The organism is Streptomyces sp. A01 (assembly GCF_059026195.1).
This window is the reverse complement of sequence record NZ_JBWLKN010000037.1, coordinates 34,591-60,160: the sequence shown is the minus strand read 5'-3', so window position 1 is coordinate 60,160 and position 25,570 is coordinate 34,591. Positions and strand designations below refer to the sequence as shown.

Below are 25,570 nucleotides of genomic sequence, written 5' to 3'. Positions count from 1 at the left end.
CCAACTACGTTGAACAGTCGGTGAGCGACCAGCGCCGATGCCTCGCCGCATCCGTCAACTATCGCGAACGGTCACATATATCTCGGAGTGGTCCGAGCAGTACGGCGAGGGCCTGGCCGTAAAAGCCCCTGGCAAGGACGCAATCGGATGGGATATGCGTACGAGCCTCAAGGCTTCGACCATGGCGCACGAGCGCCTTATGCGCTCGATCTTCGACCGGAAACTGGTCCACGACGGTGACCGAAAGCTCCGTCGGCATGTACTGAATACACGAAGGCGCACAAATAATTACGGCCTCTCCTTTGGTAAGGAAAGCAGGGAATCCCCCCGCAAGGTGGACGCCTACGCGGCCTTGATGCTCGCGCATGAGGCTTTGTTCGACCTGCGGGCCCGTGGCAAGAAAATGCGGAAGCGCACCGGTCGCGGCTTCTTCCTGTGACCCGATTGATATAGTGTAGCTAAGGCGGTGATGTTGTGGCCGCCCCCGTTTCCGCTGCCGCTCTGGCGCGGCAGCTGCTGGCCATCCTGGGCCGAGATGGCGACCGGCTCCGGCGTATCGACGACTACCTGCACGGTCGGCACGCGGACCCGTACATGCCGCCGCAGGCCGACGACGAGTACCGCCTCCTCGCGCGCCGCGCGGTGTCCAACTGGATGCCGTTGTTGGTCGGAACCCCCGCACAGGCTTTGTACGTCGATGGTTTCCGGTCAGGCGAGGCGGGCGGCGGCCTCCCGGCCCCTGCCGAGACGACCACGGTCGAGTGGGCGCACTGGCAGCGCTCGCGCCTCGACGCCCGGCAGGCCGCGGTGTACCGGGGCGCTCTCACATACGGGCACTCCTTCACCGTCACCGAGAAGTCCCGCACAGGAACGGTGCGCACAAAGGGCCTGTCCGCCCTGCGCACGGCCGCCCTGTACGAGGACGCGGCCAACGACGACACACCACACGCCGCGCTCACCGTCACGGCGTGGCCCTCGGGCGAGTCGCTCGGCAAGGCCCGGATGTGGGACGCGCGCCACGAGTACGCAGTCACGTTCAAGGGCCTCGACGACGAGAAGGGCATCACGGTGTCGGCCGGGCGCCGGCACGGCGCCTCCGAGTGCCCGGTCACGCGTTTCGCCGCGAGCGTCGACCTGGAGGGCCGCACGGTCGGCGTCATCGAGCCGATGATCGCCCTCCAAGATCGAATCAATCAAACGATCTTCGACCTGTTGGTGGCTCAGACGTACGCCTCGGTGAAGGTGCGGACGGCGACCGGCATGGCCCCGCCAGTCCGGCGCGACCCCGAGACCGGCGAGGCCGTCCTCGACGCCCAGGGGAATCCCGTCCCGCTGCCGATCAACCACAACGCGAAGCGGTTCCTGTTCGCCGAGGACCCGGACGTGAAGTTCGGCAGCCTCGACGAAAGTCCCCTCGGAGGGTTCATCGAGTCGGTGGAGATGTCGACGCGACAGCTCGCCGCGATCAGCCAGACCCCACCACATTTCATGCTGGGCCAGATCGCCAACTTGAGTGCTGAGGCCCTCCTAGCTGCGGAGACGGCGCTGAGTCGCAAGATCGCGGAGTTCCGCACGGCCTTCGGCGAGTGCTGGGAGAGGGTGTTCCGCTTGGCGGCCGAATTGGCCAGCAACGCCACCTCCGCCGAGGATTACAAGGGCGAGGTCATCTGGCGCGACATGGAGCAGCGCAGCCTCGCGCAGGCCGCAGACGCGCTGGGCAAGCTGCGCGAGCAGCTCGGTATCCCGGCCAAGGGGTTGTGGCGGCGCGTTCCGGGCGTTACCCAGAACGAGTTCGAGGACTGGGAGCAGCTCGCCGAGGACGACGACTCGGTGGGCCAGCTCGCGAATGCCCTGCAACGAGCCACGCCCGAAACCCCGGACGCGGCTGAGCAGAGGGCCGCAGCATGAGCAGCGCGGCACGGGCAAAGGAGACCGACCAGGCGTCGGCCGCCTTCCACGTCGCGCTGTCCCAGATCGGCGCCGCCACGGTGGCCGACGCCCTGTCTCTGTGGCACGAGGTTCCGGCCGCGCAGCGCGCGGCAACGGCGTCCGGGTGGCTACGGAAGGCGATCACGCTGGTCATGTCGAGACGGCGCATGTCGCGCGACCTCGCTCGGGCCTACTACCGGCTTGCGCGCGCGCTTCAGACGGGCCGCACCGTCGCTGACCCGTACCACCCAGAGCCGACGCACGTCACACTCGGCGACCTCCGCCGGGAGTTCGCCGCGTTGGCCGGCACCTACACGCCCAGCTCTGACCCGGCGGGCGAGGCCGCGACCAGCAAGTCCGGGGAAGCCTCCCCCGCTCTCGCTGACGACTCCGAGCCCCTCGACAAGGACGCCCCGGCGGCGCCCGCGCTCGACGAGGACCGGGATCTCGGTGACGGAGATGACGACTGGGAGCGGGTGCTCGTCGAGGAGCTCGATGGGCTGCGCGAGGACGAAGAACGCATCGAGCGGGAGGCGGAGGAAGAACTCCGCACGGTCTTGGATGCCCTCGGCACGCAGAACCTCGACCGCCGCCTGGCCGAGGTCGACGACGAGCAGGCCGCGAAGAATGCCGATCGCCAGCGCGAGGAGGCTCACCGCCAGGCGGGCGCTCAACAGGCGGCAGCCGCAAGCCGAGTTGCGATGAACGGCGGCCGGTCGACGACGTGGAACCACATGCGGCGTGACCGTCGCTCCCTTGGATATGTACGGCTCTCTCGTACAGGGACGCCGTGCGGCTGGTGCGCAATGTTGATCAGCCGGGGACCGGTCTACAAGAGCCGCGAGTCCGCCACGTTCAACGACGGCGACAGGTTCCACGACAACTGTCACTGCTACGCGATGCCCGTCTTGTCCAGGCAGCAGTACGGAGCATCCGAGCTCTTCGCGCTCAACCGCGAGTACGAGGCCCTGTGGCCCGAGGTCACGAAGGGTCACACCGGTAAGAGCGCCCTGACCGTCTGGCGGCGGTTCATCCGCCAGAAGCAACGCGAACGACACAAGGCCGCAGCCCTGGAGGCGCGGCACGCCGAGAACGCGACCCAGGAGGCGTGATCCGTGACCGAGCAGACTCCTTCCCCGAACGACGACCCGAAGACCGGCGAGAACGAGCAGCCGCAGGGCGAGCCGCCGCAGTCAGATGAGCCACAGGGCCCTTCGGAGAACGAACTTCCCGAGTGGGCCCGTAAAGAGCTGACGAAGGTCCGCTCCGAGGCCGCCTCGTACCGAACGCGGCTCCGCGACGCCGAGACCAAGCTCAGTGAGGCCAAGGGCCCCGAGGAAGTCGAGGCCGCGCTCGTCGAGCTGCGCACGCAGAACGCCGAGCTGGAACGCTCCATCCTGCGGGCCGACATCGCCCGGAAGTACGAGCTGCCCGGCGACCTCGCGAACGCGCTGCGCGGCGAGGACGAAGCCGCCCTTGAGGCGCACGCGAAGGTGCTGGCCAAGTACGTCCCGGACCCGCTCCCCCCGACGCTCGGTGGCGGCCTGACGCCCGATGCCGGCGGCGACGGGGAGATGGACCCGCGCAAGCTCGCACGGCTCACGCGCCGCTGACCCTTCCCCCCATTAGCTACGCCTCCGGTCTCCGGGGGCTTTTTTCATGCCCCAGGAGGCTTAGTGACAGCCGAACACATGGTGGTCAAGCCCGAGAAGCTGATCAACGCCGCGATCGGGATGCTGGAGCAGGAACTGCTCGTCCCGAACCTTTTCACTAAGGAAGGGGTTGATCGCTTCAAGGGCGCAAAAAACGACACAATCAACGTGGTGGTCGAAGGTGTCCTGCCCTTCCACGACTACGAGTGGCGCTCCGGCTCGGCGGGCAGCTCCACGCCTGGCACCCGTCAGCGCGTCGTGTTCGACGAGTACGCCGAGCGGACGATCCCCGTCACCTTTGGCGGCAACGTCTACAACGGTGTCAAGCTCACTGACGAGCAGAACGACTTCGACATCGCCCAGTGGAGCAAGCTCCTGCGCCCCCAGGTGAAGGCGGTCGCACGCGGCCTGGCCCGCCGGGCAGTGAAGACCCTGGTCGATCAGCCCTACGCGGTGACCATCGGCAACGCCGAGAAGTCCATGCGCAAGGCGATCATCGAGGCCCGGCGCGTCATGAACAAGTTCAACGTTCCCGAAGGCGCCCGATACATGGTTGTCGGCTCGGACTTCGAGACCGTGCTCCTGTCCGATCCGGACCTGAACCTGGCCTCGAACGTGGGCGACTCCCAGGCAGAATCCGCCCTGGTGAACGCCACGCTCGGCCACCGGTACGGCTTCCGGTTCATCGTGGACCAGACCATCCCGTCCGACGCGGCCTACGCGTTCGCGCAGTCCGGCTTCATCTTCGCCTCGGCGGCACCGTCCGTGCCGCAGTCCGTCCCGTTCGGCGCCACCACGAGCTTCGAGGGCCTGGCCCTTCGCTGGCTGCGGGACTACGACAGCGAATACTTCCAGGACCGCAGCATCGTCAACTGTTATCAGGGCTTCCGCTCGGTGTCTGACGTGCTGGTCGGCTGGGACCCCGTCAAGGAGAAGGAAGTGATCTCCACTCAGGAGCACTTCGTGCGCGGCATCAAGCTCCAGCTCGACGGCAAGAGCGACTATCCCGAGGCTGCCTCCGAGCTCGCGAAGATCACGGGCGTCTCGGACGCGAAGGTCTGGACTCCGGTCGGCCTGAAGCCGGAGGACGACCCGGCCAACGCCTGATCGTGACACGGCGGGCCGCGTGACCTGGGATAGACCAGGAGCGCGGCCCGTTGCACCCTGCCGGAGCATGAAAGGCGAAGTTTCTTCATCGCCCCCTTGTCATGATGATGCGCCACACTTCCTGCGCTGCAATGAGCGCAGGAGCGGCGGGCGGCATCTCGTCCTGTCGCTGCCATGCACCCACACACTCCAGGGCGTGCTTGATAATTTGCCGCATGTAGTAACGGTCCATGATCGCCGCCTTTTGATGGTTCAGCAAAATCCACTTTTCAAGCAGTTCGAGGATTCCTAGCTCACGGCGCCGAACATCTTCATCGCGCAGGATACGTGCGGCAACTTCAGCGGGCACAATGAGGTTTTCCAGCGTCGCATGCCACTCACTCTGAATAGCCTCCACGAAAACTTGGGTGGCTGCTGTTGAGTCTTCATTTTGTCGGTTAACCAATGCATCTGGCAATGCGTCCACATGTTGGCGAACCCGAATCAATTCGGCGGCCAGGGTGGCTGCCGCCGACTTCTCAGCAGCATTCTTTTCTGCCTCTGTCGACTTGTGCTGTTGCCAAGCAGCCCCCAGAATCGAAGCTCCAGCACCAAGAATCGCTCCGACCAGGCCGAAGGCGGCTGTAATCCATTCAGTCACCTCTCCATTATCAGCCAACGGGGCCCTTTCAAACGCACGGCTGGGCGAGTGTCGGTTTCTCCGCTGTGCGACCTGCCGCCTGCTGCATGTAGTCAATTGCCGCCCACACCTAACAACGAAAGGGAGGTCGAGGCTTGGCCTATGCCACCCTCGACGAGCTGAAGGCCCGTCTCGACTGGGAACTCGACGACGACGAGCTGCGCATCGCGGCCGGGGCCCTGGAGGACGCGTCTGACCTGGCTGCCGCCTACGGCCGCGACTGGCCGGAGGAGCGCCCGCCCCGGCTGGTACGCACGCTCGTGCTCAAGGCCGCGGGTCGCTATGTCCGCAACCCTCACGGCTACACCCAGTCGAGAGCCGGTGACGAGACGCTGGCCTGGTCGGACGCTCACGGCCGCGACGCCGGTTCTGTGTATTTCGCCCGCGAGGAGATCAAGCTCCTCGAAGGACTGGCCGGCACCCGGCCGACCCTTACGAGCGTGGTCGTCTCCGCCTGGGGGTCGCGCGATCGCCCCGTGGGCGCGGGCCTCGTGCCAGTGGACTACGGCGGTGCCCCGTTCCCGTTGTTCTCCGATGGCGGAGGGCCGTGGTGAGCGTGCAACGCAGGCGCGGCCAAAGGGCCCGGGTCTGGAAGACCGTCGAGGTCACCGACTCGCGCGGGAACACCGTGACCATGGCCGACCCGGCGGGCCCGATCGAAGTCCGGGCCGCATTCATCCCCCAGCGCAGCGCCAGAGCCGAAGTCCCAGGCCAGCAGCAGATCAACGTCACCAGAATGGTCGTGGACGCACACCTCGACGGCGTCTCTCTCTGGTCCCGCGTGGAGTACGCGGGCCGACAGTGGGACGTGGTCAGCCCTCCCGCGTACCACCACGGGGACAGGCGCACCCGACATTGGTCGGTCGACATTCGGGAGCGGCCCTGATGGCAAAGGTGTACCGAAGCGTCGGCGGGCGAAAGCTCACCAAGGTCCTGGCCCGACTTGACGTCGTGCAGGCCGTATTGGAGGCACGTACCTTCGAGATCGCTGTTCGCGCTGAAGAGATTCTCCAGCAGCACCGCGCGGACGGGCACGCGGAGATCATCGTCGAAGAGGGCGGAGTGGACAAGTACGTCGTCCTCTCGGACGATCGTGGCCAGCGGGCCGCAATGTCTATTGAGTACGGCCGCCAGGCGTCCGTCGTTGTCCGTGAGGACAAGCACGGTAACGAATACCTCGACGTGATCCCGGAAATGGACGGCCTCTACGTGCTCGCCACCGCGTCGAATCTGCCCAAGAAGAGAAAGGGCAAGGTAAAGCTCGACTAGTGGCCGGTATACCTCCTCACATCAAGGCCCTGGCCGAACTTTCCCCCGTCGAGGACCTGCTGCTCGCGATCCTGCGAAAGCGGCTTCCGGGGGTACGCGTCAAATCCCTCATTGATCGGCACGAGAGATTCCCTCTGGTGCTCGTTCGCCGAGACCCGACTTTTGGCGCGTGGACTGCGGACCCGCGCTTCACGGACGCGGCGCGCGTCGTCGTGAACTGCTTCGCGGAGGACCCGGACGGCGACTCCGACGCTGCAATCCTCTCTGAAGCCGTGCGCGTAGTCCTGCGGGACTCCTGGCTCAACCACGAAGTCATCCCAGGCCGGGGCCACATCACCCGCGTCGACATGAACTCCTCACCGCGCCGGGCCTCGGACTGGGCGACCGCCACCGGGCCCGTGCAGTACGCGGATCTGCCCACGGGCGTATGGCGCTACGAGTCGATCTACGACATCCAGATCCGCAAACCGCGGCAGCGCCCCTTTCCCCTCCCCCACTAAGCACCGCAGACGAAAGGCCCGACCCCTTTCGGGGTGCGGGCCCTTTTTTATGCCCGGATGAAGGAACGTTTCTCTTCTTGGCGCTCAACGACAATGCAACTCTTGTCGTCGGCTCCGGCAATTACCTGACCGCCCCGGTCGGTACCGCCATGCCCGACGACCTCCTTGTGCCTACCTCTCCGTGGCAGAACGTCGGCCACACCAGCCTGGAAGACGTCTTCGGAATCACCTCCGAAGGCGGCGAGGCGACCACGATCGGCACGCTACAGAACAAGAGCCTCCGGACGAAATACTCGGCCCGCACGGAGACGATGACTTTCACCTTGCAGCAGTTTGATACCGCTGCGCTGCGGCTCTACTTCGGCGCCAACGCCCCGATTCTTCCGGACGGTTCTATTGGTGTCCCGGCTGACCCGCAGCCCACCCAGTCGGCATTCCTCGCCATTTTCATCGACGGCGAGTCGCATTTCGCGTTCTACGCGCCGAAGACTGAAATCTACCGCGCGGACGACATGGCGATTGCCGACACCGAGAGCCTCGCCGGTCTGCCCCTCGGCGTGAAGCCCATGGTCCACGGCAACAACACCTGGACCTACGCCGTGACCCCGCTCGGCGGAACGGTCGCGACCGGCGCCAGCGCGGGAACGCCCGGCTCCTTCACCCCTGCCGGCGCCGTGGCCCCGGCCGAACTCGCCGCGCTCGCCTCCGTGATCGCCACCCCCACCGCGAAGTGGGCGGCGGGCGAGCACGTCGCCCTCGGCGACAGCTCGAAGGCGGCCTGGGACGGCACCAAGTGGGTCGCCGGTACGGCCGTCTGACCTGCCCCCCCTCTTCCCGGCGCGAGCGCGCGGACCCGCTCGCGCCGGGCCTTCCCTCTGGGTCCGCCCCCCTTGCACTTCAACCCGGAGGTTCACACCCCCTTGGCTTCTTTCTCCCTCGACGCCATCCGCACCGCCGCCGAGGCGAAGTACGGCTCCACCGACATTGAGCTGGGCGACGGAACGACTCGCCTGCTCAACCCGCTCCGCCTGCCCAAGGCGACGCGGACCGAGCTGTCCCAGCTTCAGGACCGCATGGGCGGCGACGACGCCGACCAGGAGGAGCTGCTGTCCGAGGCGATCCGTCTGGTGGCCGAGCACCCGAAGGCGGCCGACAAGCTCCTGACTGCCGTGAACGGCGACCTGGCCGTACTCGCCGAGATCTTCGACCGCTACGGCAAGGGCACGCAGGCGGGGGAAGCCTCGGCCTCGCGCGACTGACCGACGACTTCGGCGAGGGCCTGTACGCGGACCTGCGGTACTACTACGGCGTTGATCTCGCCGAGGTGATCGCAGGCCGCGGGCCCTCGCCCGCGCTCGTCCTCCTCCTCGTCGCGAGGCTGCCTGACACTTCCCTGACTGTCGCCCTCGCGTCCGGCGGCCGGGACCACTTCGGCTGGGGCCAGGACCGCCACCTGGCGGCCGATCTCTACGACGCGATCAACAGCAACACCCGGGCCACAGGCCAGTGGGGCAAGGGCAAAGCTCCCAAGATCCCCTCCTTCCCCCGACCGCAGTCCAAGGCCAAGGCGAAGAAGAAGGTCGGCAAGCGACCCGCCACAGTCGCCGCGCTCTACCAGCAGCTCTCTCGGAGGTAGCCCTTGTCAGCGGGCCAGATCATCGGCCGCGTCGCCGTCAAGGTACTGCCGGACACGTCGGACTTCCGCAAGCGCGCGGAGACAGAGCTGAAACGGATCGAGTCACAGCTCTCGATCCGGGTGTCGACGAAGATCGACATGTCGGGTGTCTCAGCGGCTGCCCTCGAAGAGATACGGAAGATCAACAAGCGGAACCGGCAGGTTGACGCCCGCAAGATCCGCTTCTACACGACCATCTCAACCGACGGCATGGCGAACGCAGTGCGGAATGCCGCCCGCGAGCTCCAGCACCGGGCCAACAGCCAGAAGGTTGACTTCAAGGTCGACGACCTCAAGGCCACGGGCCTGGTCGAGCTGGAGCTCGACGAGCAGTCCGCAGACCGGGTGAAGCGCAAGCTCAGGGACTGGGCCGACGACATCAGCCCTCTCAAGATCCAGGTCGAGCCGGACATCGCGAACGGCTCCGGAGCTGCACTGTCCGCGCGGCTCCAGATGCTGACGCGCCCGCGTACGGTGCCGATCGTCCCCGAGCTGGACAACACCGCCGTCACGAAGGTCGCCACCGCGCTCGCCGCGCTCAGTGGCGCGCGGGTGCTGAACAACATCTTCGAGAAGCTCGGCAACACCCTCAAGAACCTCGACAAGTCCGTCCCCGTCATCGGCTCGCTGGCCCTGGCCATCGCGGGCCTGGCCGGGTGGGGCCTATCGGCGGCCTCGAATCTGGCCGCCCTGTCCTCGTCGATAGCGTCCATCGGCGCCACCGCACTGCTCCTGCCGGGCCTGCTCGGCGGCATGGCGGTCGGCCTCGGCGTCACGATCGCCGCGTTCAAGGACTTCAACAAGGTTCTGCCCGAGGTCAAGACGGCGCTGTCGGGTCTTCAGGACACGATCAGCGAGAACTTCTGGGCCAAGGCCGCCGAGCCCATCCGCACGATGGTCGACGAGCTCCTCCCGGAGTTCACGGCCGGTGTCTCCAAGACCGCCACCCAGCTTGGCGGCTTCTTCGGCGGTCTCGCCAAGTCGCTTCAGGGCGCGCTCGATCCGGCCCTGAACCAGATGTTCACCGACCTCTCGTCGTCGATCGACATCGCGACGACGGGCACGGGCGCCTTCGCGAACATCATTGCCGTCCTCGGCAAGGTCGGCACCAGCTACCTGCCGTCGCTGGCTCAGTGGTTCGTCGACATCAGCGAGCGGTTCTCCGACTTCCTCACCAAGAGCGAGGGGAACGGCAAGCTCAAGGGCTGGATCGGCGAGGGAATCCAGTCCCTGAAGGATCTGGGCTCGGTCCTCTACAACGTCGGCGGCATCTTCGCCGGCATCTCTCGCGCGGCCGAGGCCGCGGGCGGCTCCTCCCTGGGGATGCTGGCCGACACCCTCGAACAGGTCCACAGGACCGTGGACAGCGAGGGCTTCCAGACCGGCCTGACCAACGTCTTCACCGCCGCCCACACGGCGATGAACGCCATCGCTACCCAGTCGGGCCCGGCGGTCAAGAACCTGTTCACGGAGCTGGGTCAGCTCCTGACCGATGTTCTGCCGCAGGTCGGCGAGATCATCGGCACCGCCCTGGATGCGGTCGCATCGGCGCTCGCGCAGCCCGCCGTGACCGAGGGCGTCAAGGCCATGTTCGACGGCATCCAGACCGCCGTCACCGCCCTCGCCCCGGCGATGGCACCGCTCGGCCGGGCGCTCGGCGCGCTCATGCAGGTCATCGCAGCGTTCGCCGCCATGCTCGGCCCGCTGATCGCAGCCACGCTCGTACCGCTGGCGAACGCCTTCACCGCACTCGCGCCTTCGATCACGCCGATCATCAAGCTCCTCGGCGGTGCGCTGACTCAGGCGATCCAAACGATCGCCCCGATCTTGGCGCAGCTCGTCCCCGTGGTCGGCCAGGCGCTCAATAGCGCCTTCCAGTCGCTGAGCAGCGTTCTGCCGACGATCAGTGAGGCGTTCGGCCAGATCGTCACCGCGCTGGCGCCGGTCATCGCGCAGCTTGTCGGGGCGCTCGCTCCGATCTTGCCGATCATCGCCCAGCTCTTCGCTCAGATCTTCTCCGCACTGGCACCGCTGGTCACCACGCTGGCGTCCGCCCTGGCGCCGATCCTGCCGGTGCTCTCGGCAGCTCTGCAACAGGTACTCACGGCGCTCCAGCCGATCATCCAGGTCGCGCTTCAGATCATCACGGCGGTCATTCAGCCGCTTCTGCCGATGCTGAGCGAGGTCATCCAGTCGGTTCTTCCCCCGCTGGCTGACGCGATTCAGCGACTGCTCGAAGCGATCCTGCCAGTGCTTGACGCGTTGCTGAAGGTCGTCAACGTGCTGATGCCGGTGCTGGTGCCGGTCATCCAGTTCATCGTCGAGCTGCTGGCTAACACGCTGGTCGATGCGATCAACGGCGTCGCGCTCACCTTCGAGGGCCTCGTCGAGATCGTGAAGGGCGTCTGGGACACGATCGTCGGTGTCCTGAAGATCGCCTGGGGCTTGATCAAGGGCATCTTTACGGGCAACTGCGACACGCTCAAGAAGGGCTGGACTCAGTTCTGGTCCGGCCTGTGGAGCTTCGTCAAGGGCATCTGGGACACGATCCTCGGCGCCTTCAAGACGTTCCTGAGCGTCGGCATTCTCGGCGCGGCCACCAAGGGACTGAAGGCCATCGGCGGCGCCTTCAAGTCCGGGTGGCAGGCGGTCAAGGGTTTCGGCGAGAGCGCCTGGAACGCCATCAAGTCGGGCTTCAGCTCGTTCGGCTCGTATCTCGCGGGCCTGGGCCGGTCAATGATGTCCGGGCTCGGCTCGCTCTTCTCAGCAGGCTGGCGCGCGATCACCACGGCTGCGGGCAACGCGATGCGGGCCCTTGGCCGTGCGATCTCGACCGGCATCACCGAGGCGATCAGGGCCGTCAAGGAACTGCCCGGCAAGGCCAAGGAAGCCCTGAGCAACCTCGGTTCAACGCTCGTCAGCGCCGGTAAGGCATTGATCGGCGGCCTCATTGACGGCATCAAGTCCAAGTTCGGTGCGGTCAAGAGCAAGCTGGGCGAGCTGACCTCGAAACTGACCGACTGGAAGGGCCCGCCGAAGAAAGACGCGGTCCTCCTGTACGACGCCGGACGGCTCATCATCCGCAGCCTCATCAAGGGCCTGGAGAGCCAGTTCGACAACGTGAAGGCGGCACTGACCGGCCTGACGGCAAAGATCCCGAGGGACGCCAGCAAGGGACTGAAGGACCGGGTCAACCGGGACCGCACCGCGCTGCTGAAGCTCGCGGCCCAGTGGGACACCGGGTCGAAAAGACTCGAAGCAGCGCGGGACAAGCTCGACAAGCTGCGGGATCAGGCCAGCGATTACGCAGGCCGGGTCGCGGACCGGATCGTCGACACAGGCGACGTGACCAAGGCCAAGGACACCTCCTTCGCCGGGATCGTCGCCGATCTCACTCAGGCAGTCGATCAGGCGAAACGATTCGCTGCGGCGCTCGCGACGCTGAAGGCCAAGGGCCTGGGCCAGACAGCGATCGACCAGATCGCCAGCGCGGGCCCGGAAGCAGGGCTAGCTGCGGCCGAGTCGATCGCGGCGGCTGGCAAGGACGGCATCGCCCAGGTCAACAAGCTCCAAGACGAGCTGGCCAAGTATGCCAAGCAGGCAGGCAAGACGGCCTCTGTCGCAATGTACGCCAACGGCATCCACATGGCCGAGGGCTTGGTCCGGGGCCTGGAGCTGAAGCAGAAGCTCATCGAGAAGCAGATGTTGACGATCGCTGACGCCATGGTGGCGGCGATTAAGCGAAGCCTCGGCATCCGGTCGCCCAGCAGGGTGTTTGCCCAACTCGGCAGCTACGTCGGCCAGGGCTTTGCTCAGGGCATCGAGGGCGAGTCGGGCCGGGTGGCCAAGGTGGTCGATGCCATCACCGCACGCCCCCGTGCCGCCGACTACACGAGTGCTGCGCGGTCGGCGTCGGCCGCCATCACGAGTGGTCTTGGCCCAGCCGGAAGTGGCGGGGTGACGAAGGTTCTCAATTACTACGCGGCCCCCGGGGCGTCGATCAGCTCCCATGAGGAGCTGTTCGCGGCGGCCCACCGCGCACGAATGGTGGGGTGGTGAGTGAGTGACTGCACTCCTGTTGGAGACCGAGCGTGATGCGCTCGACCTCAACGGGGTGGCAGCCGACGGGTTCGGATACCAGGCCACGGCCGGGGCAACCGGCTTCGGCCTGCCGTCCGTGAACGCACAGTGGCTGGAGGGCGCCGGAGACGGCTCCCGATGGCGCGGGCAGCGAGTCCTGTCCCGCGAGATCGACATGCCGCTGGACATCGTGGGCCGGGACCGGCAGCACCTCAGTCAGCTCGTGTCCCGGCTCGCTCGGGCCGTGGCGGGCGAGATGCGCCTCGTCCTGGTAGACGACTCCGGTCGGCGCTGGTCCACGCTGGTCTACCGGACAGGCGGCGGTGAGATCGACCTCGGGTCTGGAGGCTCGGACATTCAGACCGTCCTCTCCCTTCGGGCGCCGGACCCGTACTTCACCGCATCGGGGGTCTCCTCACAGACGGTCGGAGGCGATCCGGGAACCACTCCGTTCCTGTCGTCCCTGGCCTCGATACCTCTCGCGGCATCACAGGCCATCGGCGAGATGACGCTGACCAACAACGGTGATGCCGACGCCTATCCCGTGTGGGAGGTGCACGGGCCCGGCCAGGACCTCACGGTGAAGTCGCCGACTGGTGAGACGCTGCGCTGGACCGGCTCTCTCACCGCCTCGGAGTGCCTGATCATCGACACCCGCAACGGGTCGGTGACGGACGCCACGGGAGCCAACCGGTACGCCCAGCTCGCACCGGCACCCCGCTTCTGGACGATTCCACCGGGCGTCTCGACTGCTGACGTGACCTTGATCGACACCACCGCGGCTTCCCGCATCGTCTGCTCCTGGCGCCCACGCCGATGGATGGTGATCTAGCTGAAGCTCACTGATCTCACCGTCGAGGTACGGGACCGGACACTGACTCGCGTCGGACTGATCCGCCCCGAGGATCTATCACTGGAGCTGGAAGACACCTTCAACAACGTCGGTACCTGGAAGGCGACGCTCCCCAGCGAGCACCCCCTCGCGGACGAGCTACGCCTTCCCGGTGCCGGCCTGATCATCACCGGCCCCGGCGACGTGCTGATGTCCGGCCCGGTTACCTCGTCCGAGTACGCGGCCACACCGGAGGACCGCCACGGAAGCATCGTCTTCGAAGGCGTCTCCGACTCGGTGACCCTCCTCGACATGCTCGCCTGGCCCGAGCCGTCGAACCCGGACGTGACCACGCAGTCGACCGGCCACGACGAGCGCACCGGCCCGGCCGAGACCCTGATGCACGCGTACGTCAACGCGAACTGCGGGCCGGGCGCCCCAGCACCCCGACGCCGCGTGGGCCTGGTCATGGGCCCCAACGGCGCGCGTGGCCCCGTGCTCTCGAAAAGTGCCCGCTTCCCCACCCTGGGCGAGCTGCTGACTGCCATCGCGGTCGTTGCCGACCTCGGCTTCCGGATCGTGCAGCGCGGCAACCAGCTCGTCTTCGAAACCTTCCAGGTCGCCTCCCGCACGCGGGAGGTACGCCTCGACGTACTGGCCGGCACGCTCGCCGGTCAGCGCGTTTCGGTCTCCACGCCCGGCGCGACCCGGGTCATCGTCGCAGGCCAGGGGGAGCAGGAGGCCCGCACCTTCGTCCCCGTCGACAGCCCGGCCTCTGTCGAGGCCGAGGGGGACTGGGGTCGCCGCATCGAGCGCTTCGTCGACCAGCGCAACACCAACGATGCCAAGGAGCTCAGGCAGGCGGGCGACGAACTGCTGGCAGACACCGGATTCACTAAGACCGCTGTGCAGGCCGTACCGGTCGAGGACAGCGCGATGGAGTTCGGCGTCGACTGGGGGCTGGGCGACCGGGTGAGCGTCGTCACGGGCGGCCAGGAGCTCACCGCGCCCGTTACCGGTCTGGTTCTCAAGGCGGGCGACCAGGGCTTCCAGGTCGGCACCCTCCTCGGCGACCCGACCGGCTTCGACCCCAGGGCCGCAGCCGCCCAGCGTTCGCAGATCACCGAGCGCCGCGTCTCCGCCCTGGAACGCAATGCAGAAGGAGGCGGGGCAGATCCCGTCATGAGTCTCATGGGAGCGTGGTAGTGGCCAGTACGCCGAAGGCTTTCTTCCGGGCGGCGGCGCCCGCCGGGATGGCGACGGTCTACACCGTCCCCGCTGCGGGGCTCGCAGTCGTGACGAACATCGTCGCCACGAACCCTTCGTCCACGACGAGCGCGAGCGTCACCGTCCGGATCGGCGGCGTGCCTCTGCTCTCGGGCGTCGGCATAGCGCCGAGCGGTGTCCTCACCCTCGACCTCCGGCAGGTGCTGACCGATGGCGACACGATCGAGATCCAGGGCAGCGGCGCCCAGGCCCACATCCATATCAGCGGCGTGGAGGTGGTCTGATGAGTCTGAGCGTCTGGCCCGCTCCAGAGGACAAGGGCATCGTCGGCCCCACTGGCGCCCAGGGGCCGATAGGTGGCACCGGTGCCACCGGGCCGCAGGGCCCCAAGGGAGACGCCGGGCCCACCGGCCCCGCCGGACCAACCGGACCGCAGGGAGCGGCCGGACCGCTGGGCCCGGCGGGGGCGGCGGGGGTCGTTCAGTCCGTGTGCGGCATCAGTGCCGCCTCCATCACGCTCACTGCGGCCAACGTCGGCGCGCTTGCCGCCTCGGCGCGCGGGGCCGCGAACGGCGTCGCGGCGCTGGATGCCTCCGGCCGTGTGCCGGCCGCCCAGCTCACGGAAGTAAACGAGTGGCGGCCCGAAGACCACCAGCTCATCACCTGGGCTTTCGACCCCGCAGTGGCCAACTCCACCGGTCTGTACCCCGGTGCGGGCCCGATCCGCGTCACAGCCGTACGCCTCCGCCAGTCCGCGCAGGTGAGCCGCATCGTCTGGCACGCCACCGGCTACGCGGGCGGGCTGACCTCCGGCTCCTGGGCCGCGATCTACGACGCGAACGGCAACCGCGTGGGAGCCACGGGGGACATGTCGACGGCGACGTATGAACCAGCGGAGGTACACAACGCGGGTGGCGCGGCCATCAGCTCGCCCCTCACCTCCGCCACCGCGCTCGCCGCCGGGACGTATTACGTCGCCTGGCGCATGCAGTACAACACGTCGACCGGCGATGGCCCGGTGCTCTTGGCCGCCGAGTCGAGCGCAGGTGCCCCACCGAACTTCTTCGGCCTCAACGGGCTGCGGCGCTTCGGCTACTACGCCTCCGGGGGCACCACCGCCCCTCCGTCCATCTCCGTCACCTCCATGCTCAACGGCGCAAACCGCTTCTGGGTGGCCGTGGCATGACGAAAGGCCCTGCGTGAAAGCGATTTCTGCCACCGTCCCCTTCCACCGGACGGGCGAGTTCCAGAAGGTGTACGGCTCGGTGGAGGTCGTGATTGGCGAACCGCTCGCCTCGTACCCCGATCTGACTCCCGACGAGCGGGAAACGATCCTGCGGGTCGCCGTCGCTGCGGTCCGCAGTGCTCTGCCGAGGGACCTGGAGTCGATGTTCCCCTCGCTGCGCTTCGCCGAGGACACGAGTATCTGACTCTGACCCGCCCCCCTGACCTCCGGCCTCCTCCGCGACATGCGCGGGGGCCTTTCCACTGCCACAGGAAGGACCCGTTCAGTGGCGAAGAGCTCGTATCCCTTCGATGGGCAGGCTGCGACCGAGTCTCAGTACAGCCGCCTCTTTCGCGAATTTCAGGACTCGGGAGTCGTCGGCACGGCTGACGGCCTAGACCTCAAGGTCTCCGCGGACGGGTCCGGCATGAAGGTCTTCGTGCGGCCGGGCTTCGCGATCCTGCGCGGGCACGCCTTCTTCTCAACGGCGGTCGAGACGCTGAGCGTTGCGGCGGCCGACAGCGCCGAACGCCGCGACCGTGTGGTACTGCGGCTGGACCCCACAGCGAACAGCATCAGCCTGGCCATCCTGAAGGGGGTGGCCGGTGGTGATGCGATCGACGTGACGCAGACCGATACCGACATCTTCGAGCTGCCCCTCGCGCTGGTCCGGGTGTCACCCGGCGTCACGAACATCGACGCGGACGCGGCGACCGATGTACGGCGCTACTCCGGTTCGCGTGTCGGGACGTGGACGACGAACACTCGGCCGACCGCGCCGCGCATCGCCCAGCTCGGCCTTAATCGCAGCACGAAGGCGTGGGAATACTGGGACGGCGCGGCCTGGGCGGATCTGGCACCCACCGTCACGTGGTCGAACATCTCCGGCCGTCCGGCCACGTTCGCACCGGCCGCCCACACTCACGCTTGGGCCGAGGTCACCGGCAAGCCGACAACTTTCCCTCCATCCAGCCACACACACGACTGGGGATCGATTTCGGGCAGGCCCTCGACATTCACCCCGGCCACGCACTCTCACACGTGGTCGTCGATCACGAGCAAGCCCTCGACGTTTCCGCCGTCCTCGCACTCCCACTCCTCCTATCTGGAGGCCGGGGACACGATCGCCTGGGCCAACGGCTCGAAGCAGCCCCACAACAACAGCGCTTCCGGCTCGGGGACCTGGTACGCGGTGTGGGTTGAAGGGAACGGGCGGTTCTGCCGCAACACGTCGAGCATCCGGTTCAAGGAGAACGTCCGCGACTACGGGGTCCGGCCGGAAGACGTACTGGCCCTGCGGCCGGTGATCTACGACCGCAAGGCGACCGAGGAGCGGCCCAATCCGCGGAAGGGTGAGGTCGGCCTGATCGCGGAAGAGGTCGAGGAGACCCTCCCGTGGCTCGTGAACTACTTGGACGGCGAGGTCGACGGCCTCCGCTATGACTTGCTCGGCGTGGCGCTCCTGCCGGTCGTGCAGGACCAGGAGGCGCGGATCAACGCTCTCGAAGAGCGCGTGTCAGCCCTCGAAGGTCAGGTGAGCGGCACGTGAGCACCTCGACCTCGGCTGCTCTGATCTCGGCCGCTGGAACGGTGGCCGTGACCTTCATCGGTGCGCTCGTCGAGCTGCTGCGACGCCAGCACCGCGTCATGGGCGAAGTCCGCGATCAGGTCTCCAACACTCACTCCACCAACCTCCGCGACGACGTGGATCGCGTGATCACCGGCCTCGGCCAAGTGCTCGACGGCCAGGCGCAGCACACGCGGGAGATGGCCGGCATCCGCGATGACCTGACCCACGAGCGGACCGAGCGCCTGGCGGTGGCCGAACGTCTTGACCGCCATGTCTCCGCCACGCCCGAACACAACTGACCCAACCCCCTTCAAGCCCCGCTCAATCCGGCGGGGCCTTTGTCATGCCCAAGGAGGCAGCACTTCTTGACCGCGCACATCTACCCGAAGGCCGACCCCAGCTCGCAGTGGTACGGCAAGACGTACCCCGGCGACACGATGCCGCACCCGAACGTGATCGTCCTGCACACCACCGAGGGCAACTCGTTCCCAACGTACGGCGGCGGCGGCTCGGCGCCGAACTTCACGATCAAGGGCGGCGTCGTTCGCCAGCACTTCTACGCCAACCACAGCGCGCGGGCCCTGGTGAACAAGTCGGGTGGAGTCCAGACCAACACCTTGAACTGTGTTCAGATCGAACTCGTGGGCACGTGCGACAAGGGCGGCCCCGGCCTGTACTGGCCGAACGCGTCGGACGCTGACCTCGCGGCCCTGGTCGACCTGGTGAAGTGGCTGACCGACACCTACCCGATCCCGCTGGTCTCCACTTCGAAGCCGTGGCTGTCCTACCCCAGCTCGTACGCCTCGCGGAGCGGTCAGCGCATGTCGTTCGCCGAGTGGAACGACTTCCGGGGCATCGCTGGTCACCAGCACGTTCCCGAGAACGATCACGGCGATCCGGGCAACTTCCCGATCAAGCGCCTGATCGAGCTGGTGAAGGCGAAGAAGGCCGGCACGCAGCCCGAGCCGTCGCAGCCCGCGTCCTCGATCATCGCCCTGAAGTCGGGGGTGAAGCCGGGTGCCACCCATGGCCAGGTCGCTGACCTTCAGCAGCTCCTCATCAAGGCCGGGTGCGGACCGATCCACGGTGCCGTCACCAACCTGTACGGCCCGGAGACGCAGCGGGCGGTGGCCCGATTCCACGACGCCAATCCGCGGTACCGCTCGGCGGGCGTGGCCCACGATCCGAACATCGGCCCGTCCGGATTCGTCGCACTCCAGAAGCTGGCGGGCCGTCGATGAGCAAGATGAAGACGCCCGGCTTCAAGCCGATCAGCCTCGTCGCCCTACTGCCTGTGCGCTACCGCTCCCGCGTCGGTGCGTTCCTCGCCGCGCTGGGTGTGGTGGTCTCCATCGCGTCCATCGTCTACGCCGACAGTCCGGAGGTGGCCGTGATCGTGCAGATCCTCACCGCCCTCGGCGTGGTCGCCCCGAGCGACGACGACCCTGGAGAGGAGCCCCAGTAACCGAGTCCCCCCGCTGGCCCGTGTGGTCGGCGGGGGGCTTTCCGCGTTTCAGGACCTTTCTTTCGCCTTCGCCTTGTTGATCTCGTCGACCGTCGTCACCCGCGTACGCCTGCGGGGACGACCGGTTGACTTCTCAGACTGGGAGGCCGGGCTCGGGCGCTCGGTTGCCGGGTCGGCGTTATCGCTGGAGGGCCCCGGCGTGTCCTGGGTCAGCGCCGCCTCAAAGGGCTCGGCATGGTCGCCGCAGCGGTCGGTTTCCGCTCTGCGGCCGTCCTCCGTCGTAATGGTGTACCTGACTACGGGCACACCGAGGCGCTGGCACACGTCACAGACCTTTGCTTCAACTAGCACAACCCTTGGCCCCTTCTGATCGTCTTGACTGGTTCAACCATTACATGCCACTGTAGTGGTGCGCGTGCGACGACGGGGCCGCACGCCATAAAGGAGGACGAAGCGAGGGAAGGGCCGCCATGCCGCCGAGGAGCAAAGTACAGAATCACGACGAAGCTAAGCGCTGGCTCCTGGAAGGCAAGTCCTACGACTGGATGGTCCAGAAGTACCGGGAAAAGTACAACATCACGACCACTCCTGGGTACTGGGCCACGTACGCCAATCGAGCTGACCTCCCCCTCCGCCTCACCCGCGACACCGAGCTCATTCCCTGGAAGATCGCCGAGCAGCACCGCTGGGACTACAACCTTGTAATGCTGCGCTGCGAGGCACGCAAGCGTGCGGGGAAAGAGCTGAATGACGAGGAAGCCTCCAAGCTGGAAAGCTGGAAGAGCTGGCTCAAGGAAGAGAACCTCGTCATCTACTACGACCCCGAGACCGATGACGGGTTCTTCGCGGTCCCCCGAGAAGAGCGGGACACAGATCTCGTGCGGGTGCCGGAAAATCCGGCGCTCCTTCGCAGCAAGACGACACGCACCAAGAGCGCCAAGTAGCCTGTCCGCTCTGCTGGATGCCACGTGTTCGGAGATACAGAAAGGCCGCTTCCCCTTAGCTGTGGGAAGCGGCCTTTTGCTTATTAGGCCACCGATGCCGGAGACCACGGCATCGAGGCGAGGCGGCTCAGCATTTCTGCGGCCGTCATCGCCATGGCTACGAGCTGGCTCGGGTCCTCGGGCATTTTGTCGACATGCTTCCACAGCAGAAGCGAGCCGTGAATCATGTCGTCCCACATGACGGGAACGGCCACTGAGTCCCAGCCGGTCATGCATTCCTGCCGCCCGATGGCGAACCCCATCGCGCGGATGTCCGTGAGGGACTCGATCAAATCTTCGTTATCGCGGATCACCCCGGGGCCAACGCCGTCAGGCACAGGTTCGGCCAGAACCCGCTCCTGGATGGACACCGGCATGTGGGCGAGGATCACCCGGCCAGACGCCCCCGTGCGCAGGGAACGGCTGTACCGGACCAACTCGAAGGGGTCGATGCCGATGCTGCGGGGATCGAAATCTCCGATCGCATACTCGGTGCAGATCCGGCGAGCGCCGACGACGGCGTAGTACGCCACCAGACCGCCCGTCGCGCGCTGCAACCGTTCGAGGACCGCCTGAGTGGCGTCGGGGTCGGGGGTCTGCGAGAGCGCCTGCATGGAGAGTCGGAGGGCTCCCGGCCCCAGCCGGTACCGGCCGCTACCGACCTGCACGAACGTCCGGTCGGCCAGGCCGTCCTGGAGAATGCGGTAGACAGTGGCTACATCAAGATCTATTTGTTTGGCGATTGCTGTGGGGCCGTGACTATCCCCCTCAAGATCAGCGAATGCACGCTGAACCAAGAAGACCCTTTTGCCGTGCGCCGTTCCCTTGGTCATAAGCTTCCCTGAACCATCCGCCGTACCGCCAAGCGGCGGCACAGCCGGAATCCCATTTCTTAGCTACGCACGCTTCCCCGCAGGCGTGACCGAAAGAGAGGTTACTACCGAGTTACCTTGATCGTTACCTTGCCTACCGTCTTGCGGCTTTTAAGATCGAAATGAGCCTGTGCGGCGTTGCTCAGCGCATAGCACGGCCCTATGACGGGCTGAAGATCGCCCCGCACCGTGGCCTCGAACAGGGCTTTCATCGAATCCCTCAGCGCGTACCGCACTCCATAGAGGTTGGGCAGCCAGAAGCCCGACACCATCTTCGAGGACTGCATGAGCTGCTCCACGGGCACCTCACGCCGGTCACCCGAAACGCAGCCGTAGACGGCCATGCGCCCCCGAGAAGCGAGCGCCTTCAGCGTGGCGTCGAACACCTCGCCGCCAGTCATCTCCAGTGCTGCGGAGACCGGGCCCTCGTTGGCGTCGAGGATGCGTGCGGTCAGATCGCTCGTGGTGGACGAGTCGAGGACGGCGTCAGCGCCTAGGCTGCGAACGAGCTCCGCCTTCTCTGGACTGCCGGCCATCGCGATCACGCGAGCTCCCACGCTCTTGGCGAGCTGCACGGCGAGTGAGCCCACACCGCCTGCTGCGGCAGGGATCAGGATCGAGTCGCCCTTCGTGAGCTGGAGCACCGTATGCAGCAGGTGCCAAGCCGAGTTGCCCTGGAGGGTCAGAGCAACTGCCTGCTCGTCGCTGACCTCATCGGGCACATCCCACGTCAGGGCGCGGTGCACCAGGGCCTGTTCGGCATATCCGCCGCCGCGGCTGAGGGCGACGACTCGGCGGCCGTCCGCGAGCGTCCCCATCACCTCATTGCCAGGCGTAACGGGGTACTCCACGGGTGCCAAATAGCCATTCTCCCGGAGGTGCACGTCCGCGTAATTCACTCCAGCTCTTGAGACCTTCACCACATGGTGTCCGGCGATGGGGGCCGGCTCCGGCACTTCCTGAGCCTGGAGCACCTCCGGGCCGCCGGGCCGGGCTATCACAATCGCGCGCATGATCAATTCCTTGAAAGGTTGCGTGGATGCACCACTCTAGATCTCCCAGGACACCTCTCCGCACCTCTTTTCACCTCGCGAAATGATCAGGAATGGCTGGAGTGAACCGGCAGATCAGGCACCGTTTCGCGGCCATTTCGCGACGCGAAATCTGACCAAGTGGGCCCTGTTACTCCGGATACGGTTTGAAAGGGTTGACCCGCCGATACACGCCAGGCAAGATCCTGGAGGTATTCGTACTGACGTTCTGTCGACTGGCGCAAGGGGTGCCGGTCCGGGGAGAGGGGAGCCGGTGCATGTCGCACGGCCAGCGGGTGGCCACCATCGATGACGAGCCGATCAAGACGGTGGAGCTCGTCACGCTGCCGGGGGTGATGCTGTATGTGGACCACGGCGAGTGGGACTACCACATCACAGTGAGCCCCGAGCACACTCCTGGTCACCTCCGGCGGATTCTGGAGGCTGCGGAGCTCCGTGGCCTTGATCTGCTCGACCAGGACGCGTGCGTACCCACTCTTCTCGCTGACGATTCGGTCCGCCTCTACCTTCAGTCCGTCGCCTGACCTATGGAGTCTTGCTTGCCCATCAACCTCGTCGACCTGCCCGCCTCAATCCCTGCCGTGCCCCGGGATCGCTGGGGGCGCCCGCTCGTTGTCCCGCAGGGTGGCGGTAAGCCCCGGGGGCTGACCCGGACCACCACCTTCATCGATTGCATCGAGGACAAGAGCGCTTTGACCGCCTGGGGGAAGCGCATGACGCTGCTCGGCGCGGCGCGTGAGCCCTCGCTGCTGAACCACTTGAAATACTTGAACCCTGAAACGCGGGAAGGCAAGGCGGCCCTCAACGAACTTGCGGAGCGGGCGGTTACCGCCGCTGGAGCCCACGTTAAGCGGGAGCGAGGGACGCACCTACACGCGCTGTCGGAGCTAGTCGACGACGCCAGGGAACTGCCGCCGGGCACAACATCAGCGGATGCTGCGGATATGGCGGCATACGCAGCCGCGACCGCGGATTTCGACGTGGTGGCGATGGAGCAGTTCGTCGTGGTCGACGAGCTGAGCGTCGGGGGAACCTTCGACCGACTGCTGCGGTATGCCGGCCCCGGCCCGGACGGGCGACACATTGAAGGGCTGATGATCGGCGACCTGAAGACCGGCTCCGTGCAGTACGGCGGCCTCAAGATGGCGTCTCAGCTTGCCGTATACGCACACGGCGAGTTGTACGACCACACCAAGTTCCCGGTTGACGGAGCGGATGCCAAGGAACTGGCGGCCTGGAAGCGGCGGGAAGTGCCAGCGGGCGTCGCCGCGGCTGCATACTCCCGAACCCCTGGGGTGAACCAGGACTGGGGGTTGATCATCCATTTGCCTGCGGGTTCAGCCCGCTGCACCCTCTACTGGGCTGACCTCCGCGTCGGCTGGGAGGCTGCGCGACTGGCGCTGGACATCCGCCGCGCAAGGGCCACCAAGGGCGCACTGGTTCCGTTCCACCGAAACGATTGATATAGTGGTACCAACGTTGGACAGGACACCCATTGCACCGAAAGAAGGGGTTCACATTGACCGGCGAAGTCGCTATCGCCATACCGCCCGAAGAGCCGCAGGTCACCTTTCGTGGGGCGGTTGGCGAGGTTCGCGAAGAGATCGTCACCTCGCTCGGATTCGATCGTAAGAGTGTATCTGGATTGACTCTGTACGAGCTCGCCGCAGAAGCCAGCCGACATGCACGGAGCACCTCGACCGTCATGCGCGGCTTCCCCGGCGCCCGCATCGTCCCGCAGGGCGAGCACGGGAGCGAGAACGCCGAGGGCAGCACCCCTCCGGCAGTTCAGCAGGACCCGTCGAATTCGCTCCCCGAACAGATCGCGGCGTGCATCACCGCCGAGGAGCTTCGTCGCCTGTGGGCCACCAACCAGGACGCCTTCTCCGACCCCGTGGTCATGGAGGCGTGGAAGGCCCGGGGCCGGGCCCTGGCGGGTTCGTGATGAAGAACCGCCTTCTCGGCGCGGCCCTCGCCGTAGCCATCGCAGCGGGCTCCCTCAAGGGCCGCGCCCCAGTCCACCGCACCCCGTACACCGTTCACCGACAGAGTGGAGATCAGTAGTGCCGCTTAACCTCAAGGACATTCCTACCGCCAACGGCGGATGGTTCAAGCCCGTGGAAGCCGCCAGTGCCGTGGCGATCCTCGTGGAGGTCAAGGACTGGGAGCGCCAGAGGCCCACGCCCAACGGCCCCAAGGACAGCGCGCTGTGCGATGTCACCGTCTTCAAGACCCCGGAGAAGCTTGACCGGCTCACGCCCGAGGTCTCGAAGGGGCAGCGCATCGAACAGACGGTCCTGGCCCGGGACCTGGCGACCCTCGTAGGCGACGCCGTCCTCGTCACCGTGACCCAGGTCCCCGCGACCAAGCCCGGCGCCCACCCGGCATGGGTGTGGAAGCAGGTCACCGACATGGGCATCCGCAACAAGGTCATCGCGTACGCCGAGCAGCGTGACGCGGCAGTCGACGCGGCCGTGGCTGCCGCCCCGTCCTTCGACTGACCGTTACCCGACCTCCGCTTGACGGGGGCGGCCATAGCGGTCGCCCCCGTCCGGCGGGTGATGAGGAGGAACTCACGCTTGCTCACCCCCGCACGATCTCTGACCCTGCACGCGGAGTCCGGCAAGGAACTGCCCCGGATTGACGCCTTCGAGTCCCTCTACAACCTCGGTTGCCGTCCCCGGCACGGCGAAGTCGTGATGATTGCCGGCAGATCGGGGACGCAGAAGAGTGGCCTGGCCTTGTACTGGATCGCCCAGATGAACCTGCCCACCTTGTACTTCAGCGCGGACATGTCCGCCTTCACGGCGTCGAGCCGGTTGGCGAGCATGATGACCGGCGACACCACAACGATGGTGGAGGCCGGCATGACCGCTGGCGGTCGGTACCGCGAGGAGTACCTAGACGCACTCTCCGGCTTGAACCTCACCTTCTCCTTCGGCTCCCCGATCACCTGGAAGGCGGTCGACGAGGAGCTCGAAGCGTGGGTGGAGCTGTGGGACGAGTACCCGGCCGTGATCGTCGTCGACAACCTCATGGATTTCGAGAACGCCGAATCGGAATACACCGAGCAGATGGCCGTGATGTCCGGTCTTACCGAGTTGGCCCGTGCAACCGGGGCGACCGTGATAGTCCTGCACCACGCGAGCGACAAGAGCTGGGAAGCCAAGAGCGATCCATGGTCGCCGCCTTCCCGCGACCAGGTCAAGGGCGGGCTCAGCGAGAAGCCGGAGTTGTCGCTGTCCGTCGCACTGGACCCCACGTCGATGGAGTTCAGGATCGCGGTGATCAAGCAGCGGATGGGGCCGTGTGATCCGACCGCGAAGCGGTACGCGACGCTGCGGTGCCACCCGGAGTACACCAGGTTCACCAAGCTCGAACCCCGTATCTCCCCTCTCCCCCAGCCCGCGCCACGGCAGTGGTCGCCGCTCGATGCCCTGAAGCAGTGAGGAT

Annotated in this window: 31 protein-coding genes; 28 read left to right on the top strand and 3 right to left on the bottom strand. The window is 66.5% G+C overall.

The window, feature by feature from the left end; genetic code table 11:
• Positions 1-181: 181 nt before the first annotated feature.
• The 5 genes from AC5P1B_RS32395 to AC5P1B_RS32375 all read left to right on the top strand — a co-directional run bounded on the left by AC5P1B_RS32395 (position 182) and on the right by AC5P1B_RS32375 (position 4,688).
• A complete protein-coding gene (locus AC5P1B_RS32395; protein ID WP_493891569.1) occupies positions 182-439 on the top strand; it encodes a hypothetical protein in 258 nt (85 codons plus the stop codon).
• 35 nt (positions 440-474) lie between these two features.
• Complete coding sequence (locus AC5P1B_RS32390) at positions 475-1,908, top strand: phage portal protein (RefSeq protein ID WP_493891568.1); 1,434 nt, start codon at positions 475-477, stop codon at positions 1,906-1,908.
• Entirely contained in the window at positions 1,905-3,041 is a 1,137-nt protein-coding gene (locus tag AC5P1B_RS32385; RefSeq protein ID WP_493891567.1) for a VG15 protein, read from the top strand. Before AC5P1B_RS32390 ends, AC5P1B_RS32385 begins: the two co-directional genes overlap by 4 nt.
• Positions 3,042-3,044: 3 nt before the next feature.
• Positions 3,045-3,542 carry a hypothetical protein gene (locus tag AC5P1B_RS32380; RefSeq protein ID WP_493891566.1) on the top strand — a complete coding sequence of 166 codons (498 nt, stop codon included), beginning with the start codon at positions 3,045-3,047 and terminating at the stop codon, positions 3,540-3,542.
• A gap of 63 nt (positions 3,543-3,605) precedes the next feature.
• A complete protein-coding gene (locus tag AC5P1B_RS32375) occupies positions 3,606-4,688 on the top strand; it encodes a phage major capsid protein (protein ID WP_493891565.1) in 1,083 nt (360 codons plus the stop codon).
• Between the two features lie 85 nt (positions 4,689-4,773).
• On the opposite strand, the gene AC5P1B_RS32370 is transcribed toward AC5P1B_RS32375, so the two are convergent.
• On the bottom strand, positions 4,774-5,328 hold the full coding sequence (locus tag AC5P1B_RS32370; RefSeq protein WP_493891564.1) for a hypothetical protein: 555 nt from the start codon (positions 5,326-5,328) through the stop codon (positions 4,774-4,776).
• A gap of 134 nt (positions 5,329-5,462) precedes the next feature.
• Between AC5P1B_RS32370 and AC5P1B_RS32365 the strand changes: the two genes are divergently transcribed.
• From AC5P1B_RS32365 to AC5P1B_RS32280, 18 genes are all read left to right on the top strand, one after another.
• Positions 5,463-5,921 (top strand): hypothetical protein, encoded by a 459-nt coding sequence (locus AC5P1B_RS32365; protein ID WP_493891563.1) that lies wholly within the window; start codon positions 5,463-5,465, stop codon positions 5,919-5,921.
• Positions 5,918-6,253: a phage head completion protein gene (locus AC5P1B_RS32360; RefSeq protein WP_493891562.1), complete on the top strand. Its 336-nt coding sequence runs from the start codon at positions 5,918-5,920 to the stop codon at positions 6,251-6,253. The genes AC5P1B_RS32365 and AC5P1B_RS32360 overlap by 4 nt, the downstream gene beginning before the upstream one ends.
• Positions 6,253-6,636 (top strand): DUF5403 family protein, encoded by a 384-nt coding sequence (locus AC5P1B_RS32355; protein WP_493891561.1) that lies wholly within the window; start codon positions 6,253-6,255, stop codon positions 6,634-6,636. The genes AC5P1B_RS32360 and AC5P1B_RS32355 overlap by 1 nt, the downstream gene beginning before the upstream one ends.
• Before the next feature lie 137 nt (positions 6,637-6,773).
• Positions 6,774-7,136: a hypothetical protein gene (locus AC5P1B_RS32350; protein ID WP_493891560.1), complete on the top strand. Its 363-nt coding sequence runs from the start codon at positions 6,774-6,776 to the stop codon at positions 7,134-7,136.
• 77 nt (positions 7,137-7,213) lie between these two features.
• On the top strand, positions 7,214-7,954 hold the full coding sequence (locus AC5P1B_RS32345; RefSeq protein ID WP_493891559.1) for a phage tail tube protein: 741 nt from the start codon (positions 7,214-7,216) through the stop codon (positions 7,952-7,954).
• A gap of 102 nt (positions 7,955-8,056) precedes the next feature.
• Complete coding sequence (locus AC5P1B_RS32340; RefSeq protein ID WP_493891558.1) at positions 8,057-8,395, top strand: phage tail assembly protein; 339 nt, start codon at positions 8,057-8,059, stop codon at positions 8,393-8,395.
• A 65-nt stretch (positions 8,396-8,460) separates the two neighbouring features.
• Complete coding sequence (locus AC5P1B_RS32335) at positions 8,461-8,772, top strand: hypothetical protein (RefSeq protein WP_493891557.1); 312 nt, start codon at positions 8,461-8,463, stop codon at positions 8,770-8,772.
• A gap of 3 nt (positions 8,773-8,775) precedes the next feature.
• Positions 8,776-12,870 (top strand): phage tail protein, encoded by a 4,095-nt coding sequence (locus AC5P1B_RS32330; protein WP_493891556.1) that lies wholly within the window; start codon positions 8,776-8,778, stop codon positions 12,868-12,870.
• Between the two features lie 4 nt (positions 12,871-12,874).
• Complete coding sequence (locus AC5P1B_RS32325; RefSeq protein WP_493891555.1) at positions 12,875-13,723, top strand: phage distal tail protein; 849 nt, start codon at positions 12,875-12,877, stop codon at positions 13,721-13,723.
• Positions 13,724-14,929, top strand: coding sequence for a siphovirus ReqiPepy6 Gp37-like family protein (locus AC5P1B_RS32320; RefSeq protein ID WP_493891574.1), 1,206 nt, complete (start codon positions 13,724-13,726; stop codon positions 14,927-14,929).
• Positions 14,929-15,234 (top strand): hypothetical protein, encoded by a 306-nt coding sequence (locus AC5P1B_RS32315; RefSeq protein ID WP_493891554.1) that lies wholly within the window; start codon positions 14,929-14,931, stop codon positions 15,232-15,234. The genes AC5P1B_RS32320 and AC5P1B_RS32315 overlap by 1 nt, the downstream gene beginning before the upstream one ends.
• Positions 15,234-16,136, top strand: coding sequence for a hypothetical protein (locus AC5P1B_RS32310; protein ID WP_493891553.1), 903 nt, complete (start codon positions 15,234-15,236; stop codon positions 16,134-16,136). The genes AC5P1B_RS32315 and AC5P1B_RS32310 overlap by 1 nt, the downstream gene beginning before the upstream one ends.
• 13 nt (positions 16,137-16,149) lie before the next feature.
• On the top strand, positions 16,150-16,380 hold the full coding sequence (locus AC5P1B_RS32305; protein ID WP_493891552.1) for a hypothetical protein: 231 nt from the start codon (positions 16,150-16,152) through the stop codon (positions 16,378-16,380).
• Between the two features lie 81 nt (positions 16,381-16,461).
• The gene (locus AC5P1B_RS32300; RefSeq protein ID WP_493891551.1) at positions 16,462-17,724 is read left to right on the top strand and encodes a tail fiber domain-containing protein; all 1,263 of its coding nucleotides are present in this window, start codon (positions 16,462-16,464) and stop codon (positions 17,722-17,724) included.
• The gene (locus AC5P1B_RS32295; protein ID WP_493891550.1) at positions 17,721-18,044 is read left to right on the top strand and encodes a DUF2746 domain-containing protein; all 324 of its coding nucleotides are present in this window, start codon (positions 17,721-17,723) and stop codon (positions 18,042-18,044) included. Before AC5P1B_RS32300 ends, AC5P1B_RS32295 begins: the two co-directional genes overlap by 4 nt.
• Positions 18,045-18,110: 66 nt before the next feature.
• Positions 18,111-18,986: a peptidoglycan recognition protein family protein gene (locus AC5P1B_RS32290; protein ID WP_493891549.1), complete on the top strand. Its 876-nt coding sequence runs from the start codon at positions 18,111-18,113 to the stop codon at positions 18,984-18,986.
• On the top strand, positions 18,983-19,210 hold the full coding sequence (locus AC5P1B_RS32285) for a DUF7439 family protein (protein WP_493891548.1): 228 nt from the start codon (positions 18,983-18,985) through the stop codon (positions 19,208-19,210). Before AC5P1B_RS32290 ends, AC5P1B_RS32285 begins: the two co-directional genes overlap by 4 nt.
• A 470-nt stretch (positions 19,211-19,680) precedes the next feature.
• Positions 19,681-20,154 (top strand): hypothetical protein, encoded by a 474-nt coding sequence (locus AC5P1B_RS32280; protein WP_493891547.1) that lies wholly within the window; start codon positions 19,681-19,683, stop codon positions 20,152-20,154.
• A gap of 83 nt (positions 20,155-20,237) precedes the next feature.
• Here AC5P1B_RS32280 and AC5P1B_RS32275 read toward each other — a convergent pair whose 3' ends face one another.
• Positions 20,238-21,026 carry an IclR family transcriptional regulator gene (locus AC5P1B_RS32275; protein WP_493891546.1) on the bottom strand — a complete coding sequence of 263 codons (789 nt, stop codon included), beginning with the start codon at positions 21,024-21,026 and terminating at the stop codon, positions 20,238-20,240.
• Between the two features lie 104 nt (positions 21,027-21,130).
• The gene (locus AC5P1B_RS32270) at positions 21,131-22,078 is read right to left on the bottom strand and encodes a quinone oxidoreductase family protein (RefSeq protein ID WP_493891545.1); all 948 of its coding nucleotides are present in this window, start codon (positions 22,076-22,078) and stop codon (positions 21,131-21,133) included.
• 296 nt (positions 22,079-22,374) lie between these two features.
• Between AC5P1B_RS32270 and AC5P1B_RS32265 the strand changes: the two genes are divergently transcribed.
• The 5 genes from AC5P1B_RS32265 (at position 22,375) to AC5P1B_RS32245 (ending at position 25,566) form a co-directional block, all read left to right on the top strand.
• Positions 22,375-22,641, top strand: a complete 267-nt coding sequence (locus AC5P1B_RS32265) for a hypothetical protein (protein ID WP_493891544.1) — start codon at positions 22,375-22,377, stop codon at positions 22,639-22,641.
• Positions 22,642-22,656: 15 nt separating this feature from the next.
• Positions 22,657-23,580: a hypothetical protein gene (locus AC5P1B_RS32260; RefSeq protein ID WP_493891543.1), complete on the top strand. Its 924-nt coding sequence runs from the start codon at positions 22,657-22,659 to the stop codon at positions 23,578-23,580.
• A 182-nt stretch (positions 23,581-23,762) separates the two neighbouring features.
• The gene (locus AC5P1B_RS32255; RefSeq protein ID WP_493891542.1) at positions 23,763-24,062 is read left to right on the top strand and encodes a hypothetical protein; all 300 of its coding nucleotides are present in this window, start codon (positions 23,763-23,765) and stop codon (positions 24,060-24,062) included.
• Between the two features lie 118 nt (positions 24,063-24,180).
• Entirely contained in the window at positions 24,181-24,618 is a 438-nt protein-coding gene (locus AC5P1B_RS32250; RefSeq protein ID WP_493891541.1) for a hypothetical protein, read from the top strand.
• Positions 24,619-24,696: 78 nt separating this feature from the next.
• Positions 24,697-25,566: an AAA family ATPase gene (locus AC5P1B_RS32245; protein ID WP_493891540.1), complete on the top strand. Its 870-nt coding sequence runs from the start codon at positions 24,697-24,699 to the stop codon at positions 25,564-25,566.
• Positions 25,567-25,570: the final 4 nt, after the last annotated feature.